General features: G+C 63.2%; 11 protein-coding genes. 8 read left to right on the forward strand and 3 right to left on the reverse strand.

The window, feature by feature from the left end:
• Positions 1–121: 121 nt before the first annotated feature.
• From BS630_RS27895 to cueR, 5 genes are all read left to right on the forward strand, one after another.
• Positions 122–5,590, forward strand: a complete 5,469-nt coding sequence (locus BS630_RS27895; protein WP_077979972.1) for an alpha-2-macroglobulin family protein — start codon at positions 122–124, stop codon at positions 5,588–5,590.
• A complete protein-coding gene (pbpC, locus tag BS630_RS27900) occupies positions 5,587–7,665 on the forward strand; it encodes a penicillin-binding protein 1C (protein WP_077979973.1) in 2,079 nt (692 codons plus the stop codon). The genes BS630_RS27895 and pbpC overlap by 4 nt, the downstream gene beginning before the upstream one ends.
• Before the next feature lie 133 nt (positions 7,666–7,798).
• Positions 7,799–10,408 carry a malto-oligosyltrehalose synthase gene (gene treY, locus BS630_RS27905; RefSeq protein WP_077979974.1) on the forward strand — a complete coding sequence of 870 codons (2,610 nt, stop codon included), beginning with the start codon at positions 7,799–7,801 and terminating at the stop codon, positions 10,406–10,408.
• Between the two features lie 107 nt (positions 10,409–10,515).
• Positions 10,516–13,035, forward strand: a complete 2,520-nt coding sequence (locus tag BS630_RS27910; RefSeq protein WP_077979975.1) for a heavy metal translocating P-type ATPase — start codon at positions 10,516–10,518, stop codon at positions 13,033–13,035.
• Between the two features lie 9 nt (positions 13,036–13,044).
• A complete protein-coding gene (gene cueR / locus BS630_RS27915; protein ID WP_026158357.1) occupies positions 13,045–13,434 on the forward strand; it encodes a Cu(I)-responsive transcriptional regulator in 390 nt (129 codons plus the stop codon).
• 40 nt (positions 13,435–13,474) lie between these two features.
• Here the strand turns inward: cueR and BS630_RS27920 are convergent, their stop codons facing one another.
• Positions 13,475–13,783 (reverse strand): hypothetical protein, encoded by a 309-nt coding sequence (locus tag BS630_RS27920; protein ID WP_077979976.1) that lies wholly within the window; start codon positions 13,781–13,783, stop codon positions 13,475–13,477.
• A gap of 186 nt (positions 13,784–13,969) precedes the next feature.
• Here BS630_RS27920 and BS630_RS27925 point away from each other — a divergent pair, with 186 nt between their 5' ends.
• Genes BS630_RS27925 through BS630_RS27935 form a run of 3 tightly spaced genes read left to right on the forward strand, consistent with a single transcriptional unit; the run spans position 13,970 to position 15,994 of the window.
• A complete protein-coding gene (locus BS630_RS27925; protein WP_077979977.1) occupies positions 13,970–14,509 on the forward strand; it encodes a sigma-70 family RNA polymerase sigma factor in 540 nt (179 codons plus the stop codon).
• Positions 14,496–15,263 (forward strand): anti-sigma factor family protein, encoded by a 768-nt coding sequence (locus BS630_RS27930; RefSeq protein WP_027665798.1) that lies wholly within the window; start codon positions 14,496–14,498, stop codon positions 15,261–15,263. The genes BS630_RS27925 and BS630_RS27930 overlap by 14 nt, the downstream gene beginning before the upstream one ends.
• A gap of 20 nt (positions 15,264–15,283) precedes the next feature.
• On the forward strand, positions 15,284–15,994 hold the full coding sequence (locus BS630_RS27935; protein ID WP_065283950.1) for a Bax inhibitor-1/YccA family protein: 711 nt from the start codon (positions 15,284–15,286) through the stop codon (positions 15,992–15,994).
• Positions 15,995–16,190: 196 nt separating this feature from the next.
• Here the strand turns inward: BS630_RS27935 and BS630_RS27940 are convergent, their stop codons facing one another.
• Both BS630_RS27940 and repC read right to left on the reverse strand, forming a co-directional pair.
• On the reverse strand, positions 16,191–17,324 hold the full coding sequence (locus BS630_RS27940) for an RHE_PE00001 family protein (RefSeq protein WP_077979978.1): 1,134 nt from the start codon (positions 17,322–17,324) through the stop codon (positions 16,191–16,193).
• Between the two features lie 180 nt (positions 17,325–17,504).
• Positions 17,505–18,719, reverse strand: a complete 1,215-nt coding sequence (gene repC, locus BS630_RS27945) for a plasmid replication protein RepC (protein WP_077979979.1) — start codon at positions 18,717–18,719, stop codon at positions 17,505–17,507.
• Positions 18,720–18,807: the final 88 nt, after the last annotated feature.

Here is an 18,807-nt window from a genome sequence, read left to right on the forward strand (position 1 = left end):
ATGTGACAGCCGGACGAAAGCGCCTGTGTGAAGATGAAACAGCGCTCGACTTTGAATTGACAATCTCGCGAGGAGTGAGGACAGTGCCCGCCGGTCAGAGCCAGCATTCCGGGGGGAACCTATGTCCGTGCGCTCGTTCTTTGCTTTCGCGACAATCGCATTTTCCATGATCGCCGTCAGTTTTCCCGCAGCCGCTGCGGATACGAGGCGCGACATCCAGACGATCAAGGACGCCGATTTCTTCGGCTTCGATCTTCGCACCGAACAGAACGTCTCGCTCGATCAGTGCAAGACATCCTGCATCGGCGACAAGAGCTGCAAGGCCTTCACCTACAATCCCAAGGTGAAATGGTGCTTCCTCAAATCCGATTTCAAGACGATGAACGCCTTCCCCGGCGCCATCGCCGGCAAGATCGTCGAAACGGCCGGCCAGCAGGAGCAGGATATAGGTGCTGCGCCGCGCCTGACCTTCCTGAGCAACGATCTCATCCAGCAGGCCCACGACTTCAAGGACAATCTCACCCTCGCCGACGACCAGCAGGGCCAGGGCGTCGATAGCCTGACGGCCAATGCCCGCCTCGACCTCACCGCCAACAACCTGGCCGACGCGCTGAAGTCCTTCCATGGTGCGCTGTCGATCACGCCCGACGACGCCGATCTCTGGCTCGAAACCGCCCGCGCCGCAGCCTCGCTCGGCAGCGCCGAGAGCAGCACGACCGGACAGGCCGTGGTCGACGCGCTGAACGGTTACGAGCTGACACGCACCACCGCCAAGCGTGCCGAGGCGCTCGCCGTGCTCGCCACTGCGCTGGAGCGAAACGCCAACTACCGCCCGGCGCTCGACGCCTACAAGGCGAGCCTGGCGCTTGTCGGTGCCAAGGATGTGCAGGCGGCCTACCTGCAGCTGAAATCGACGCAGGGCTTCCGCGTCACCGAACACACGGTCGATGCCGACAGCGCCACGCCGCGTGCCTGCGTCACCTTCTCCGAAGCGCTGGTCAAGACCACCGACTACACGCCCTTCGTGACGCTGAACGGCGAAGCGCCGAAGGCGCTGGAAACCAAGGACAAGCAGATCTGCCTCGAGGGGCTGACGCATGGCCAGACCTACAAGATCGGCTTCCGTACCGGCTTGCCGTCGGCCGTCGACGAGGTGCTGGAAGCACCTGTCAGCATCGACGTCTACGTCAAGGACCGCAGCCAGATGGTGCGTTTCACCGGCGACAGCTTCGTACTGCCCTCGACGGCGCGCCGCGGCATCCCGATCGTTTCGGTCAACATGACCTCGGCCAACCTCAAACTCTACCGCATCGGCGATCGCGCCATCGCACCGCTGCTGACCAATTCGCAATTCCTGTCTCAGCTCGACGGCTACAGCGCCCAGAACATCCAGGATCAGAGCGGCGAACTCGTCTGGCAGGGCTCGATCGACATCGCCAAGGAGCTCAACAAGGACATCGTCACCAGTTTTCCGATCGACGAGGCGCTGCCCGAGCGCAAGCCCGGCATCTACGTGATGACTGCAACGGCGGCGAACGGCCCCGCGCAGGAATGGGATTCACAAGCGACGCAATGGTTCCTGGTCTCCGATATCGGCGTCACCACCTATGCCGGCACGGACGGGCTCAACGTCTTTACCCGCTCGCTCGCCTCTGCCAAGCCGATATCAGGCGTCGAGCTGCAGCTGCTTGCCAAGAACAATGAGGTGCTCGGCACCGCGACAACCGACGAAAACGGCCGCGCCACCTTCACCGCCGGCCTGATCCGCGGCACGGCGGCGCTGACGCCCGCCGTCATTGCCGCCAGGAACGGGACCTCGGACTACGTCTTCCTCGACATGACGCGGGCCGGCTTCGACCTTTCCGACCGCGGCGTGACGGGTCGGGCGGCACCCGGCATGATCGACGTGCTGACGTTTACCGAACGCGGCATCTACCGCGCCGGCGAGACGGTGCATGCGCAGGCGCTCGCCCGCGACACCGATGGCAACGCCATCGAGAACCTGCCGCTCACCTTTATCTTCAGCCGTCCCGACGGTGTCGAGGACCGGCGGATCGTCAGCCAGACCAGCAATCTCGGCGGCTATACCGTCGATTTCCCGACCCAGGAAAACGCCATGCGCGGCACCTGGACGATGAACATCTATACCGATCCCAAGGCCAGCGCGATTGCCACCAAGAGTTTCCTCGTCGACGATTTCGTGCCCGATCGCACCGAGATGGAGATTAAGACCGAGGCCAAGGAAGTCGGTCCGGACACACCGGCGACGATCACGGTATCGGGCAGATATCTCTACGGCGCCCCGGCCGCCGGCCTGACGCTCGAAGGCGACGTCGTCGTCAAGCCGACGCGCGAGAGTGCGGCCTATAAAGGCTTCTTCTTCGGGCTTGCCGACGAAGAGGCGAGCGAGGATTCGCGTCAGCCGATCGACGGCCTGCCGGAACTCGACGAGAATGGCGAAGCCTCGACCGATCTCACCATCAGTGAACTGCCGGCAACGACGCAACTGCTCAACGCCACGGTCTACATGCGCATGCAGGAGGCGGGCGGCCGCGCCATCGAGCGCTCCTTGACCATTCCGGTGAAGAACGAGCGCGCGTCGATCGGCATCAAGCCGGAATTTTCCGACGACCTGCCGGAGAACTCGATCGCCAATTTCACAGTGATCGGCGTCAATGCCGACGGGCAGAAGCAGGAGGCGAAGGGCCTGCGCTGGAAATTCTACAGCCTCAACCGTGAGTACCAATGGTATCGCGAGGGAACGGCATGGAAATACGAGCCGGTCTATACCGCCGAGCAGGTCTCCAACGGCAGCGTCGATGCGACGATGGACGGCGGCAAGATCTCCGTGCCGGTGGGCTGGGGCCGCTACCGCCTCGAAGTGGAAAGCCCCGATGCGGACGGTCCGACCTCCAGCGTCGAATTCGACGCAGGCTGGTTCGTGAGCTCGACCTCGACCGAAACGCCCGACGGGCTGGAAATCGCCCTCGACAAGGACAGTTACAAGATCGGCGAAACCGCCAAGCTGAAAATCACCTCACGCCATGGCGGCGAGCTGATGGTGACATCAGGAACCGAAAAGCTGGTCGCCGTGCAGAACGCCACGATCGGCGAGACCGGCGGCGAGGTCGATATCCCCGTCACGGCTGATTGGGGCGCGGGCGCCTATGTGACCGCCACGCTCTTCCGTCCCGGCGACGCCCAGGACAGCCACATGCCGATGCGCTCGATCGGCATCAAATGGCTGAAAGTTGATCCCGAACAGCGCGCGCTGCAGGTAACGCTCGACACGCCCGAAAAAATGTTGCCGCGCGGGCCACTGAACATTGGCCTGCGGGTTGCGGGCGCCGGCGCTAACGAGGATGCCTATGTAACGGTTGCCGCCGTCGATGTCGGCATTCTCAACCTGACGCGCTACGAACCGCCGAACCCGGAGGACTGGTATTTCGGCCAGCGCCAGCTCGGCCTTGAAATCCGCGACCTCTATGGCCGCCTGATCGATGGCTCGCTGGGTGCGACCGGCAAGCTTCGGACCGGCGGTGATGGCGGTGCCATCGCGCTGCAGGCAAGCCCGCCGACGCAGAAGCTCGTCGCATTCTTCTCCGGGCCGGTGAAGCTCGACGCCGAAGGCAGGGCCAATGTCTCCTTCGACATCCCGCAGTTCAACGGCACGGCGCGCGTCATGGCGGTCGCCTGGTCGAAATCAGGCGTCGGCCACGGCGTCAAGGATGTCATCATCCGCGATCCTGTCGTGGTGACCGCAAGCCTGCCGAAGTTCCTCTCCCCCGGCGACAAGGCCAATCTGCGCCTCGACATCGCCAACACCGATGCACCGGCCGGCGATTACAAGCTGCAGCTGACCGGCAATGACGCGGTCGGCATAGAGCAGGCATCTGCCTCGCAGACGATCCGCCTCGAGGCCGGCGCGAAATCCGAGCTGACGCTTTCGCTCATCGGCAAACAGCCGGGCGCCGGCAGCGTCTCGATCAACCTCTCCGACGCTTCCGGCCTTTCGCTCGACCAGAGGGTCGACGTGCCGGTGCGCCCGGCTTCCTTGCCGGTCACCGAACGCAGGGTGCTGGCGCTGAAGCCGGGGGCAAAGCTCACCGTCGACAAGAACCTGCTCGCCGACAGCGTGCTGCCCGGCGCCTCGATCAGCGTCAACGTCACCCGTTCGGCCGCCTTCGATATCCCGGCCCTGCTGATGACGCTCGACCGCTATCCCCTCGGCTGCGCTGAGCAGACCACCAGCCGGGCGCTGCCGCTGCTCTATCTTGCCGAAGTGGCGAAGCAGGCGGGCATCGAAAACGACGACGATGTGAAAAAACGCGTGCAGGATGCGATCTACCGCGTGCTCTCCTATCAGGCCTCGGCCGGCAGCTTCGGCCTCTGGGGACCGGATTCGGGCGATGTCTGGCTCGATTCCTACGTCACCGATTTCCTGACGCGGGCCCGCGAAATGAAATATGACGTGCCGGAAAGGGCTTTCTCGCAGGCGCTAGAAAACCTGCAGAACACGCTGTCCTACACCACCGACATCAAGGGCCAGGGCGACCAGATCGCCTATGCAATCTATGTCCTTGCCCGCAACAAGAAGGCCGCAATCAGCGATCTGCGCTACTATGCCGATACGATGATCAACGACTTCCCGACGCCGCTCGCCAAGGCGCATATCGCCGCCGCATTGGCGCTCTACGGCGACGCGCAGCGTTCGAAGACCATTTTCCTCGACGCGCTGCAGATGTCGGAGCAGTCGATGGTGTCGCGCGTGAACCTGTCGCGCACCGACTACGGCACGATCCTGCGCGACGGCGCGGCGATCCTGGCGCTTGCCGCCGAAAGCCGGCCGGTGCCGCCCGTCATCCCGGAACTTGCCAAGGCGGTCGGCAAGGAATGGCAGCGCAGCAAATACAAGAGCACGCAGGAGCAAACCTGGATGCTGCTTGCCGCGCGCGCCATCCAGGGCGGTGACGATGGCCTCAAGGTCGATGTCAACGGCGCCGCACACACCGGTGCCTATATGGCACGCATGACCGGCGATGCCCTGGCTGACTATCCGCTGACGCTGACCAACCAGACGAACGACACGGTTTCAGCTGTGGTCACCACCGTTGCCGCCCCGACCGTGCCTCTGCCGGCCGGCGGCGACGGCTTCATCATCGAGCGGACCTACTACACGCTCGACGGCGAAGAGGCGAATGTCAGCGAGGCGAAGCAGAACGAACGCTACGTCGTCGTCATCCATGTACGCGAAAGCAATGACTGGCCGTCGCGCATCGTCATTACCGACCTTCTGCCCGCCGGCTTCGAGATCGATAATCCCAACCTCGTCGACAGCGCCCAGATGACGAATTTCGACTGGATCGGCGAGATCTCCGCTGCCCATACCGAATTCCGTTACGACCGCTTCGTCGCTGCCTTCAACCGTGCAGCCGGCGACAACCGCGAATTCAACGTCGCCTATGTCGTGCGCGCAGTCACCCCCGGCACCTACGACCATCCGGCCGCAAGCGTCGAGGATATGTACCGGCCGGAGCTTTCGGCCCGCACAGCAACAGGCAAAATGGAGGTCGTGACGGCGCAACAATGAGGCGGCGGCACAAGTTTGCAATCGGGTCGGCTGCCGGCATCATTCTTGCCGGCGCGGCTCTTTTTGCGCTCGATGCCGCCGACAAAGCCTTTCCGCCGCCTCTGGACAGGGCGAATGCCGTGTCCGCCGAAGTGCTGGATGCCGACGGGCAATTGCTGCGTGCCTTCGCGACGCCGGAAGGCCGCTGGCGGCTGAAAACGACGGTCCCCGAGGTCGATTCGCAATTCCTGCGCATGCTGATCGCCTATGAGGACCAGCGTTTCTATGACCACGGCGGTGTCGACCCCTGGGCGCTCGGGCGCGCTGCCGTGCAATTGGTCAGCAATGGCCGCATCGTTTCCGGCGCCTCGACGCTATCGATGCAGGTAGCGCGGTTGATCGAGCCGCGCGAAGGACGCTCGCTTTCGGCAAAGCTCCTGCAATTGATGCGCGCCGTGCAGATCGAGCGGCGACTGTCGAAGAAAGAGATCCTCGACCTTTATCTGACGCACGCGCCCTATGGCGGCAATCTGGAAGGCGTGCGCGCCGCAAGCCTTGCCTATTTCGGCAAGGAACCGCGGCGCCTGACGGTCGCCGAGGCGGCGCTGCTCGTCGCCCTGCCGCAATTGCCTGAACGGCGCCGGCCGGACCGCAATCTCAAGGCAGCCGAGGCCGCACGCAAGCGTGTGCTCGACCGCGTGGCGGTCGCCGAAGCCATTGGCGACGGCGAAGCAGAGCGGGCTCAAGGTGTCGCGGTCCCACCGCGGCGCATGCAATTGCCTGCACTTGCCGCCCATGTGGCCGAAGCCGCACTTCGCAACGAGCCGACGGTTCTCAAGCATCAGACGACGCTGAAGAAACAGGTGCAGCAGGGGCTGGAGGCGGTTGCGAGGGCAGCAGCTATGAAGCTCGGGCCGAAGCTTTCCCTTGCCATGGTGATGGCGGATGCGCAAACCGGCGCGATCGTCGGCGAGGTCGGCTCGGCCGATTATTTCGATGCCAGCCGCTCCGGCTGGATCGACATGACGCGCGTCAACCGCTCGCCGGGCTCGACCCTGAAGCCCTTCATCTACGGGCTCGCTTTCGAGCAGGGGCTGGTGTCCCAGGAGACGATGATCGAAGACCGGCCCGCCAATTTCTTCGGCTATCGGCCGCGCAATTTCGACATGAGCTACCAGGGCGACGTCACCGTGCGCGAGGCGCTGCAGCTTTCGCTGAACGTGCCGGCCGTCAAGCTGCTCGATGCCGTCGGCCCTTCGCGGCTGATGGTGCGCTTCCGCCGCGCCGAGGTCCATCCAGTGCTGCCGCCGAACGAGACGCCGGGGCTTGCGATCGGTCTTGGCGGCGTCGGCATAACCCTGAAGGATCTGGTGCAGCTCTATACGGCGCTCGCCAATCGCGGTCAGCCGGTTAGGCTCGGCGATGGCGTCACCGGCGAACCCGCCAAGCTCGACGTTGAACCGCTGCTCGAACCAGTCGCGGTCTGGAACGTCGCCGATATTTTGTCCGGCGTCATTCCGCCTGCCGGTGCGCCGCAGCGCGGCATCGCCTATAAAACCGGCACGAGCTACGGCTATCGCGACGCCTGGTCGGTCGGCTATGACGGGCGTTATGTGCTCGGCGTCTGGGTCGGACGGCCCGACAACAGCGCCGTGCCGGGATTGACCGGCTATGGTACCGCAGCACCCATCCTGTTCGAAGGTTTCGCCAAATCCGGCATCGCGACGACGCCACTGCCCCGCCCGCCCGCGGGAGCCGTGCGCATCGCCCAGTCCGAGCTGCCGATCAGTCAGCGGCGTTTCGCCCTCAATGCCAGCGGCCTGCTCGCCTCCGGCCGCGAGGCCGCGCCGCAGATCATCTATCCGCCCGAGGGCGCGCATGTCGATCTCGGCGCTGGGCAAGGCAATTTGTCGCCGCTGATGCTGAAGCTTCAGGGCGGCCGCGCCCCGTTCCGCTGGCTTGCCAACGGCAAGCCGCTGCCCGATCTCTCCCGCCGGCGCATCCAGCAATGGCTGCCCGATGGCGGCGGCTACTCCAAACTGACCGTCATCGACTCGGCCGGACGCGCCGCAAGCGTCGGCGTTTTCATCGACTAGCGCATCAAGCAAGATGCGAGGATTAGAAGTGTGGCAGCGTCCTTTGCGCGTCCAAAAGACGGGGGTCCGATAAGGGAACAAAAGCAGCGCTGCAACCGTTGGGGACAATCTCCCTCCAACGTCAGACGGCCTCATGACACTTCCGACCGCGACCTACCGGATACAATTCCGCAACGGCATGACCTTCGATCGCGTCTGCGACCTCATCCCCTACCTCAAGACACTGGGCATCAGCCACCTCTACGCTTCGCCGATCTTCACCGCCGTCAGCGGTTCGACTCACGGCTATGACGTGACAAATGCCAACGATATCGACCCAGCGCTCGGCGGCCGGGCAGGATTCGACCGGCTGACGGAAACCCTCGCCTCCGCAGGCATGGGACTGATACTCGACATCGTCCCGAACCACATGGCAGCCTCGCCGGAAAACGGCTGGTGGCGCGACGTGCTGACATTCGGACGGCAAAGCGCCTATTTCAACCACTTCGACATCGACTGGAGCGAGCCGCTGACCCTGCCGCAGCTCGGTCGGGATTTCGAGGGAGCACTGGCTGACGGCGAACTGCGCATCACGATCGACGAAATGCACGGTAACTTTGCGTTCGGTTACTTCGAGACCCTATTGCCGCTGCACCCCGGGAGTTACGGAATTATTGCGAGCCAGCTCGACGATCCGGTTGCCACCAGAATGGCGGAAGCTGCGGCAGCCACCTCCGGCGAGGACTTCAACCGCGCGATGCGTGACATTCTCTTCGAAGGCGGCGATCGGGCCGTGCTCCGGCAAAAACTCGAAGAGGTCTCCTCCGATCGCGATTTCGTGAGAAGCCTGCATGAGGCACAGCATTGGCGGCTGACCCACTGGAAGGAGGCGGCACGACATCTGAGCTATCGCCGCTTTTTCGAGGTGACCGGACTGGTCGGCATCCGCGTCGAAGATCCCCCCGTGTTCGAGGACATGCACCGGCTGATGATCGAGCTGGTGCGCCATGGCAAGGTGCAGGGCCTGCGCATCGATCATGTCGACGGGCTCGCCGAACCCACTGCCTATCTCGACAGGCTGCGGGAGGCTGCCGGACCGGACACCTATATTGTCGTGGAAAAGATCCTGGGAACCGGCGAGGTCCTGCCGGAGAGCTGGCCGGTCGCCGGCACCACGGGCTATGAATTCATCGCCGCGCTGAGCGAGTTGTTCATCGATGGCGCCGGACTGCGCATATTGGACGATGCCTACCGCGGCGTCGCCGGTGAGACGGCCAATCTCGAGGAGGGTCGGCGAATTGCCAAGCGACTGATGGTCGAACGCAATTTCGCCGGCGAGACCGACAGGCTGGTGTCGATCGCAGCAGGCATCTTTCCCGAGGTGAAGAGAGGCGAGATCGCCACCGCGCTCAGCGAACTGCTGATCGCCTTTCCCGTCTACCGCACCTATGGCGACGGCGGACCGCTTTCGTGGCAGGATTCAGCGGTGCTTGCGGCGACCGCCTCGCAAGCCATGGCGCAGCTCGACGATCGGCGTGCATGCGACCATGTGCTGAAGCTTCTCGAAGGCAAGGTCGAAGGTGACGCGGCCCATGACTTCCGTATCCGCTTCCAGCAATTGAGCGGGCCGGTGATGGCGAAGGCGACGGAAGATACGTTGTTTTACCGCTATAACAGGCTGCTTGCCGCAAACGAAGTCGGCGGCGAACCGGGCAAGGCGCCAGGCGGCCCGGAAGAATTCCACCGCCGCATGGCCGAGCGGGCGCGGCTGCAGCCGCATGGGCTTTCGGCAAGCGCCACCCACGACACCAAACGCGGCGAGGATGCGCGCGCAAGGCTTTATGCCCTGAGCGAAGGCGCCGATGTTTTTGCCCAGGCGGTCGAGCGGTGGCGCGACATGAACCGGCCGTGGTTGAAGGATCTGCCGGATGGCGCAGCGCCGGAGCCGAATGTCGAATGGATGCTCTATCAGGCTCTGGCCGGCATCTGGCCGGAGGATTTCGACCGGGGACAGACAGAAGAACTCCGCGAACGCTTCACCGATTACGCGGTCAAGTCGGTGCGCGAGGCGAAACTGCGCAGCGGCTGGACGGAACAGGATGCCGCCTACGAGGAAGCGGTCGCCACCTATGCCGCGGCACTGGTCTCGCCTGACAATGACGTCTTCCTCGAGGATTTCGAAAGGGTGCTGCAGCCCTTCATCGCGGCGGGTTACCTCAACAGTCTGTCGCAGACCCTGCTCAAGCTGACGGCTCCCGGCATTCCCGATATCTACCAGGGTGCGGAGGGCTTCGATTTCAGCCTCGTCGATCCCGACAACCGCCGGCCGGTCGATCATCAGCGGCTGACGGCCTGGCTTGATGAAGCCGGGCCGATAGCCAAGCTGCAGGCGGCGGCGTTAAAGCAGCGCCTTGTCGGGATCGGCCTGCAGTTGCGCCAGCGGCACGCAGACCTCTTTGCTGGAGGCGACTATCTGCCGCTGAAGGTGACGGGCAACCGGCGCGACCATGTGCTTGCTTTTGCCCGGGTGCATCAGAGTGATTTCGCGATCATCGCCGCGCCGCGGCTGATGTTCGGCTGGCTCGATCCGGGCGTGCTTTTTGCCGGCCCGGAATTCTGGGAGGATACGGCGGTTGCCATCCCCTCCCCGCTTCACGGTCCGAAGGCCGATCTGGTGACCGGAAAGACAATCGAACCCGGGGGCAGCATTTCAATCGCCCCCCTGCTCGGGAGCCAGCCGGTCGGGCTGATCACGCCGATCTGACGATCAGCCGTCGCAAAAATCAAATCCATGAAAATAGCGCTTGACCTTCCAGTCACTGGAAGGTGGATAAGCCTATCCAACGGCCCTCCGGGGCATAGGAGATAGTCATGGATACTAAACACGACCACCATCACGGCCACGCCAATGGGGATAATCATTGCTGCTCCGGTCATGATCAGGAGAAGCATGCCGAGACGGTGATCCGCGATCCTGTCTGCGGTATGACGGTCGACCCCCGGGTCGACAAGCCCTCGCTCGATTATGACGGCGGCACCTATCATTTCTGCTCCGAAGGCTGCCGGACGAAGTTTGCGGCTGCGCCGCAGGATTACCTGAGCGCGAAGGACCCCGTCTGCGGCATGACCGTCGATCGCTCGACGGCGAAACACTATCTTAAAGCCGACGGCGAGAAGTTCTATTTCTGCTCGGCCGCCTGCCATGCGAAGTTCGAAGCCAACCCAGAAGCCTATCGCAACGGCAACCGCCCAGCGGCACAGCCGGGGCCCAAGGGTACGCTTTATACCTGCCCGATGCATCCTGAAGTCGTCAGCGATCGGCCGGGCGATTGCCCGAAATGCGGCATGGCGCTGGAGCCGATGGGCATTCCGCCTGAGGACGAAGGCCCGAACCCGGAACTCGTCGATTTCATCAGGCGGCTTTGGGTGAGCGCCATTCTTGCCATACCTTTGTTGGCGCTCGGCATGGGGCCGATGCTCGGCCTGCCGCTCCGGGAAACGATCGGCGAGCCGCAGGCGACCATCATCGAACTCTTACTGGCAACGCCGGTGGTGCTCTGGGCGGCCCTGCCCTTCTTCCGCCGCGCAAAGGCGTCCCTCGTCAACCGCAGCCCGAATATGTGGACACTGATCGGGCTCGGCGTCGGCACCGCCTATGTCTACAGCGTCGTCGCCACGCTCGCGCCCGGCATCTTCCCGATGAGCTTCCGAGGCCATGGCGATGCCGTACCGGTCTATTTCGAGGCGGCAGCCGTTATCGTCGCGCTGGTCTTTGTCGGTCAGGTGCTGGAATTGAAAGCGCGTGAACGCACCGGCTCGGCAATCCGCGCTTTGCTCGATCTTGCGCCGAAGACGGCACGGCGCATCGATGCCGAGGGCAGCGAAAACGACGTGCCGGTGGACGATATCCAGCCTGGTGATCGCCTCCGCGTGCGCCCCGGCGAGCGGGTGCCGGTGGATGGCTCCGTCCTCGAAGGCCTGTCCACCGTCGATGAATCGATGATGTCGGGCGAACCGCTGCCCGTAGAGAAATCAAAGGGCGATAGCCTGACCGGCGGCACGATCAACAAGAACGGCAGCCTCGTCATGGCCGCCGAGAAGGTCGGCGCAGACACGGTGCTGTCGCGTATCGTCGACATGGTCGCCAAGGCGCAACGCTCGCGGGCTCCGATCCAGGGTGCGGTCGACCGGGTCTCGGCCGTCTTCGTGCCGGCGGTGGTTGCCGCCGCCATCCTTGCCTTCATTGTCTGGGCCGCGATCGGCCCGGAGCCGAGCATGGCCAATGGGCTGCTTGCCGCCGTTGCCGTTCTCATCATCGCCTGCCCCTGTGCACTTGGCCTTGCAACGCCGATGTCGATCATGATCGCGACCGGGCGCGGCGCGCAGGAAGGCGTGCTGATCAAGGACGCCGAAGCGCTGGAGCGTTTTTCCAAGGTCGACACGCTGATCGTCGACAAGACCGGCACGCTGACTGAAGGCAAGCCGAAGCTTACCGATATCGTCGCCTTCGGCGGGGTTAGCGAAAACAGGCTGCTGTCGCTGGCGGCAAGCCTGGAGCGCGGCTCCGAACATCCGCTGGCCGAAGCGATCGTTTCCGGTGCCGAGGAGCGTGGCGTCACCTTCGTCGAGGTCAGCGGCTTCGAGGCAAAGACCGGCAAGGGCGTTCAGGGCCTTGCCGACGGCACGTCGGTGGCGCTTGGCAATGCGGCGATGCTTACCGATCTCGGCATTGATCCGGCGGTACTCGCCGAGAAGACCGAAGCCCTGCGAGGTGACGGCAAGACGGTGATGTTCGTGGTGTTCGACGGTGCGCTTGCCGGTCTTGTCGCCGTCGCCGACCGAATCAAGCCGACGACAGCAGCCGCCATCAAGGCGCTGCACGACAGCGGGTTGAAGATCATCATGGCGACAGGCGACAACGAGCGGACGGCGCGTGCGGTGGCAAAAAGCCTCGGCATCGACGAGGTGCGCGCCGACGTGCTTCCAGAAGGCAAGAAGGCGCTGATCGACGAGTTGCGTACCAAGGGCGCCATCATCGCCATGGCCGGTGACGGCGTCAACGACGCGCCGGCGCTTGCCGCCGCCGATGTCGGCATCGCCATGGGTACCGGCGCCGACGTCGCGATGGAAAGCGCCGGCATCACATTGGTAAAGGGCGATCTGAACGGCATCGTCAGGGCGCGGCGGCTGGCGGAGGCGACGATGCGAAACATCCGCCAGAACCTCGGCTTCGCCTTCGGCTACAACGCGCTCGGCGTACCGGTCGCGGCCGGCATGCTCTATCCGATCTTCGGGCTGCTGCTTTCGCCGATGATCGCCGCCGCGGCGATGAGCCTGTCGTCTGTTTCGGTCATTGCCAATGCGCTGAGACTGCGCTTTGCAAAACTATAGGAGATGACGATGAATATCGGCGAAGCATCGGAACGATCCGGCCTGCCTTCCAAGACCATCCGCTACTACGAGGATATCGGCCTCATCCGCCCCGAAAGGGGCGGAAACGGCTATCGCGACTATGCCGCGACCGACATCCACAAGCTGCGATTCCTGCAGCGCTCGCGCGGCCTCGGCTTTTCCGTCGAGGAATGCCGTCAGTTGCTGGCGCTCTACGAGGACAAGGACCGGGCGAGCGCCGACGTCAAGGATATCGCCGAGACCAAACTCGCCGAGATCGACCGCAAGATCCGCGAACTGACGGAACTGCGCCGCACGCTCGAGCATCTCGTGCATGCCTGCCACGGCAACGACCGGCCGGACTGTCCGATCCTCGAAGAGCTTTCGGACGGCAGCTGAAATTCCGGCAGAGCAGGCGTCGCGTTTCAGATGATCTGCATCAGGAAAGCTGGGGAATGTTCTGGTTTGCCGCCTGCGAGGATTGAGGCTGCTCGTCAGGTCCCTCGCCTTCGCCGTCGTCCAGTACGCCGTCATCCAGCCGATGCTTGATCGCGAGCGCGTAGATCACGTCGAGAATATTGCGGTCCTTCAGGTGAGAATCGGTCAGGGCGAGAAGCGAGGCCCGAACGATCTTCCTGCTGGTGGCCTTCGGACAACGCGCCTTGACGAAATCGTAGAGCGCCTGATCGGTCAGCCCTTCCATGGCGCCGTCCACGAGAGCTTCGTAGACCCGCTTCTTTTCCTTCATTCTTTCAGTTCCCCTCCAAATCAGCGGCGCCATGATCTGTCATGTAATTGTCATAAACAATCGCGGATTAAGGCGCCCGTCCGCTGGAGAGGGGATATTTGAGATGATCCGGCGACGGTTTGGGCCCGGCATGATTTTTTTACGCCCGCTGGGAATAATATCCGCCGGATTTTCGTATACTCAATCATGGAACGCAAAGATCGCCCCTTTGATGTCATCGGACAGCTTGCAGCGCTGCGGCGCTACGCCCGCTCGCTGGTGCGCAATTCGGACGAGGCGGAGGACCTGGTGCATGACGCGCTGGTGCGCGCCTTCGAGAAGCGGAAAAGCTTCCGCAGCGGCGGCAACCTGCGCACCTGGCTGCTCTCCATCCTGCACAATGCCCATATCGATCGTCTTCGTCAGAACCGGTCGTTGACGCGCCGCCACGACGAGGCGGCTGTCGAAGCCGAGCAGTCGCTGCCGGCCGGCCAGGAGCATACCGTGCGCCTTCAGCAGGTGCGCGACGCCTTCTTCGATCTGCCGGAGGAACAGCGCGAGGCGCTGCAGCTCGTCGCGATCGAAGACCTTTCCTACCAGGAGGCCGCCGAGGCGCTTGGCATTCCCGTGGGTACGCTGATGTCGCGCATCTCTCGCGCCCGCGCTCAACTGCGCGAATTCGAGGAGAAGACGCCGCGGGTTTCACATCTGCGAATAATCGGAGGGAACGGCAATGAAGGCAGTTGATCCGATCATCGATGCCGATCTCGACGCCTATGTGGATGGCGAGCTCGATGTCGCCCGTCGCATCCAGGTGGAATCCTATCTTTCCGAGAATCCGGCGATTGCCGCCAAGGTCATGGCCGACCTCAGCATGAAGGGCGAACTGCGTCTGGCGCTTGCCGGCGAAAGTGCCTTCGGCCGGCCCGAGACTCGCGATGCCGCCCGCCGGCTGGAACGTGGCCTTTCCTATGGCCGCATCTTCCATTCCTTGCAGCGCGTCGCCGCCGTCGGCATTCTGATCGCCGCCGGCTGGGTGGCGCACAATTCCTTCGGCGCCTTCTCGGCGACCGAGGTGGTGGCATCGGTTCCGGCACCCGCCTATGTCGAGGATGCCGTCCGCGCCTACCAGACCGCGGCGCTGCGCCAATCGATGCCTCCGCAGACGCCGGCCACCTATAGCCCCGACGATATTCGCGCCGCCACGGCGATCGTGATGCCCGAACTGCCCAGGGATTGGAAGGTCGCCGACGTGCAGATCTTCCCGTCCGAATTCGGCCCCAGCGTCGAGATGGCGATCGAACAACCGGATGGAAAGCAACTGTCGCTTTTCGCCGTCCGTCCGGGCGCCTTCGAGGTCAAGCCGGTCAGTCATCTCACGCTGGAAAAAGCAGAAGCCGCCTATTGGCAGATCGGCGAGGTCGCTTATGCGCTGATCGCCGACGATAGCGGTCTCAATCTCGACCAGGCGGCCGAACGGCTCGCCCGCTCGCTCTATTAATTCAAACCGAGGAGATCAGCATGAACCCGATCAATTCCCGCTACGGCGCCGTCGCCGGCTCCCAAGCCCTCTTCGACGAGGGCCTGCGCCAGCACATGCTGCGCGTCTACAACTATATGGCTCTCGGCCTCGTCATCACGGGCCTGGTGGCCTTTGTCGTCGGCTCGACGCCGGCACTTTACGTCCCGATCTTCGGCTCGCCGCTGAAGTGGGTGGTGATGCTTGCCCCGCTCGCTTTCGTCTTCTTCTTCTCGTTCAAGATCCAGACGATGTCGGCCGGCACCGCCCAGATCACCTTCTGGGCCTTCTGCGCCGTGATGGGCCTGTCGCTCGCTTCCGTCTTCCTGGTCTTCACCGGGGCGAGCATCGCGCGGACCTTCTTCATCACCGCGACGATGTTCGGCGCCACCAGCCTCTACGGCTATGCGACGAAGCGTGACCTCTCGCGCATGGGCTCGTTCCTGATGATGGGCCTCTTCGGCGTCATCATCGCCGCTGTCGTCAACATCTTCCTGGGTTCGAGCGCCCTGCAATTTGCGATCTCGGTGATCGGCATTGTCGTCTTCGTCGGCCTCACCGCCTATGACACGCAGAACATCAAGGAACAGTATTCGGAAAACTACGATCAGGAATCGAACCAGAAGCTCGCCGTCTTCGGTGCGCTCTCGCTCTACCTGAACTTCGTCAACATCTTCCAGCTTCTGCTCAACTTCACGGGCGAGCGGGAATAGGGACTGCGCTTCTGGGGGCAAAGGAAGCGCAAGAGCGCCTGGTCTGCAGTCTGTGACAGGATGGCGGACTGGGTGCTCACCCAAAGGAAACGGCCGGGCCAACGCCCGGCCGTTTTCGTTTTCAAAGCCCCTCGTGTCAAATCGGAATCATGCGACGCGCTTCCAAAAACCGCTGCCCACTTTTTGGCGACATGGATTAGATGATGCCCCAGGCGCGATAGCGGCCGCGGCCGGTGATTTCACGAATGCCGATGTCGTTGACGAGGTTTAGCGCACCGCGCGGCGTGATGCGCAGATGACGGGCAATCATCGCCGCCGAGACCATCGGCCGCGACAGGATGAAATCGGCAAGTTCCGGCAGACTGCTGTTCGAACGGCGGCCGCGAAAGCGCAGCTCCATCTGCGTGCGCGCCAAGGTCAAACGGTCGATTTCCTTGAGGCCGGCCACAGCACCCAGATGCATCGCCTCTAGAAAGGCTTGCAGCCGCGTGACGCGATCGCGTGCCCGACGACGCTCATGGCGCACCAGCTTCAGCCCGCCGTAAAAAGAAAAGAGATGCGAGGCGACCTTGCCGCGGGCGCGCAGATGGCTTGCGACCAGAAGACCGCCGAGCCAGTGCTGACGCCGCAACGGCTCGATCCTTTCCCAGGCTTCGAAGAGGATGATGGCGCCGAGAACCGGCGGCAAGGTGTCGGCCAATGGCTGGACGCTTCGCCACTCCGCAAGCCGCTGTTCCTCGTCCCACTCTTCGTCACCGAGTAAACCGAGAGGGTCTTCGTTGCGTCTTGCCGGAGTAACGGCCGCCGCCTCGCTTGCCGGCGTTTTCCCGGTATGGATATCGAGCAGCTTCTGCGAGCGGGCAAGAAGCGCATCGATCTCCGCCATTTCCGCAGCGAGCGGCCCGGCCTCATCCTCGCCCTCTTCGTCGGTCTCGGCCGGAACTGCGGGGCTCTTTGCTTCCTGCGCCTTCCCCTCCCCTTCCCCGCCCGTCGCAGTCAGCGTCGCAAGGCCCGAGACGCCGAGTGCCCAGGAAGGTTCGCCGGTCCAGATACGCCGACGTGCCCGGAGCACGGAATGGGCGATCGTCAGTTCGTGGGTGGGAGCGCGGCTATCCATATGCGCATCATGCAAAACGAGATCCTCGACATGCACGAGTTCGCCGGCCACCCAGAGCGCGCCGGCGGCATCGAAGAAATGGCTGCGCTCGGCAAATCCCTCGCCGACCGGCGATCGCAACACCCGCTCGTCCAGCCGCGCCACCGCATCCTCCGCCGCGGCAAGGGCTGGAAGCAGGGTTTGAAGCATCGTGCCTTCGATATCGTAGCGCATTGTTAAGCTTTACGGTTTTTCACAAATGGAAGCAAAACGCGTGTTTCCTTCCGCCATGTATGACATGGTTAACAGCGTATTTCAACAAAACTGGGGAAATGGAAGCCGATAACCTGTCTAATCGACCGGCCGCATATGCTTCTAGCCGTCGCAGCTGGCGCGAAGCTTTTTCATAGCCATTCATCCGGTTTTCCTCGCCGTCGGACCATTTGCCCGCATCAGCGCCATCAGCATCGGTCCGAGCGAGAATTCGCCGCGCTCCGCCCGCCGCGTCAGGTCACGCAGGTAGCCGCCGGCCGAGTTGATATGTCCGCCCCTTTCCAGGATGCAGGCGATTACCGTGGCGGCTTTTTCCGGCCCCATGACATCGCAGGCTAGCTGATAGGCGCTGGGGCTGACGCCAAGAGTGGAACGGACGATGACGGCCGCGGCCATCAGATCGCGCCAGCTGCCAATGCCGCCGCCCGGTCCGTAAGCGATGATCTCGGGGCAGGCCTGCAGCACCATGGCAAGGGGGAAGGATTTCGGCGGCTCCCGCCAATGCCGCGGTTCTTCCTCCGGCTTTGCGCCCTGCTTCGATTCGAAGCCTGGTTCAAGTTCAGATATAGGGTGTGGGTTTGAACTCTGTATGTGCCGACCGTTTTGGTTATCATTGGCGTCTGTTTTTTCTGTTTTCGACTTCGATTCCAGCGTCTTGACGAGCAATTCCCGGAAGGCTTCGAGATCCGCCAGCAAGCTTTCCATCTCGGCGGCCGACGGGCGGCGCGGCAGGCTTGCGGAAAGCAGATTGAAATGCTTCTGCATCTCGATCCATTCGCCGGCAACTTCCTCTTCCAGCGCGATCTCGATGAGCTTGGTGATATCACGCCGGCAAAGTGTCAGGCGCTCCCTCAGGCGCTTCCATTCGAGCTTGGCGGCCATCACTTGAGCCGCCTGCGCCTCGATCTCGCGAGCGCGCACTAGGAGCGGCGCCAGACTGAAGCCAAAGGCCTCTCCAAGTCCGCCCTCGCCGTTGCGGCGGGCAAAACGTTTCCCGTTCGGGCTATCCCGGCGGATGATCAGGCCGGCTTCCACCAGCATCGCCAGGTTCCGCCGCAACGTCGTGCCGGCCATGCCATGCGTGCGCAACGATAGCTGCTCATTCGAGGGAAAGACGACGAAACCGTTGGCCTCGGCAATCTCGTTCTTCGGATAGAAGGTCAACAGCGCGTTGAGAACAGCCAGGGCACGGTCGGATACGCCGACCACGTCCTTTGCTTCGCAGAGCGCGCGAAATATCTTCCACTTGTCGACCGATGCGTCCGGATCGACCTTGCTGGCGCTTTCCTGGCGTGCCAGCATGCCAAGCGTCATCGATCGCCGCCCAAAGGGCGTCGATACATATTGAGGCTCCATGTCCCTCACCTTTTCTCAAGGCAAAAGAAAGCTACCACCCAAAAGGATGCCGAAGACGCTTGACAGTGATTCGAGGAAGTGCGATTCT

The sequence above is a fragment of the Rhizobium laguerreae genome (genome assembly GCF_002008165.1).
Lineage (GTDB): Bacteria > Pseudomonadota > Alphaproteobacteria > Rhizobiales > Rhizobiaceae > Rhizobium > Rhizobium laguerreae.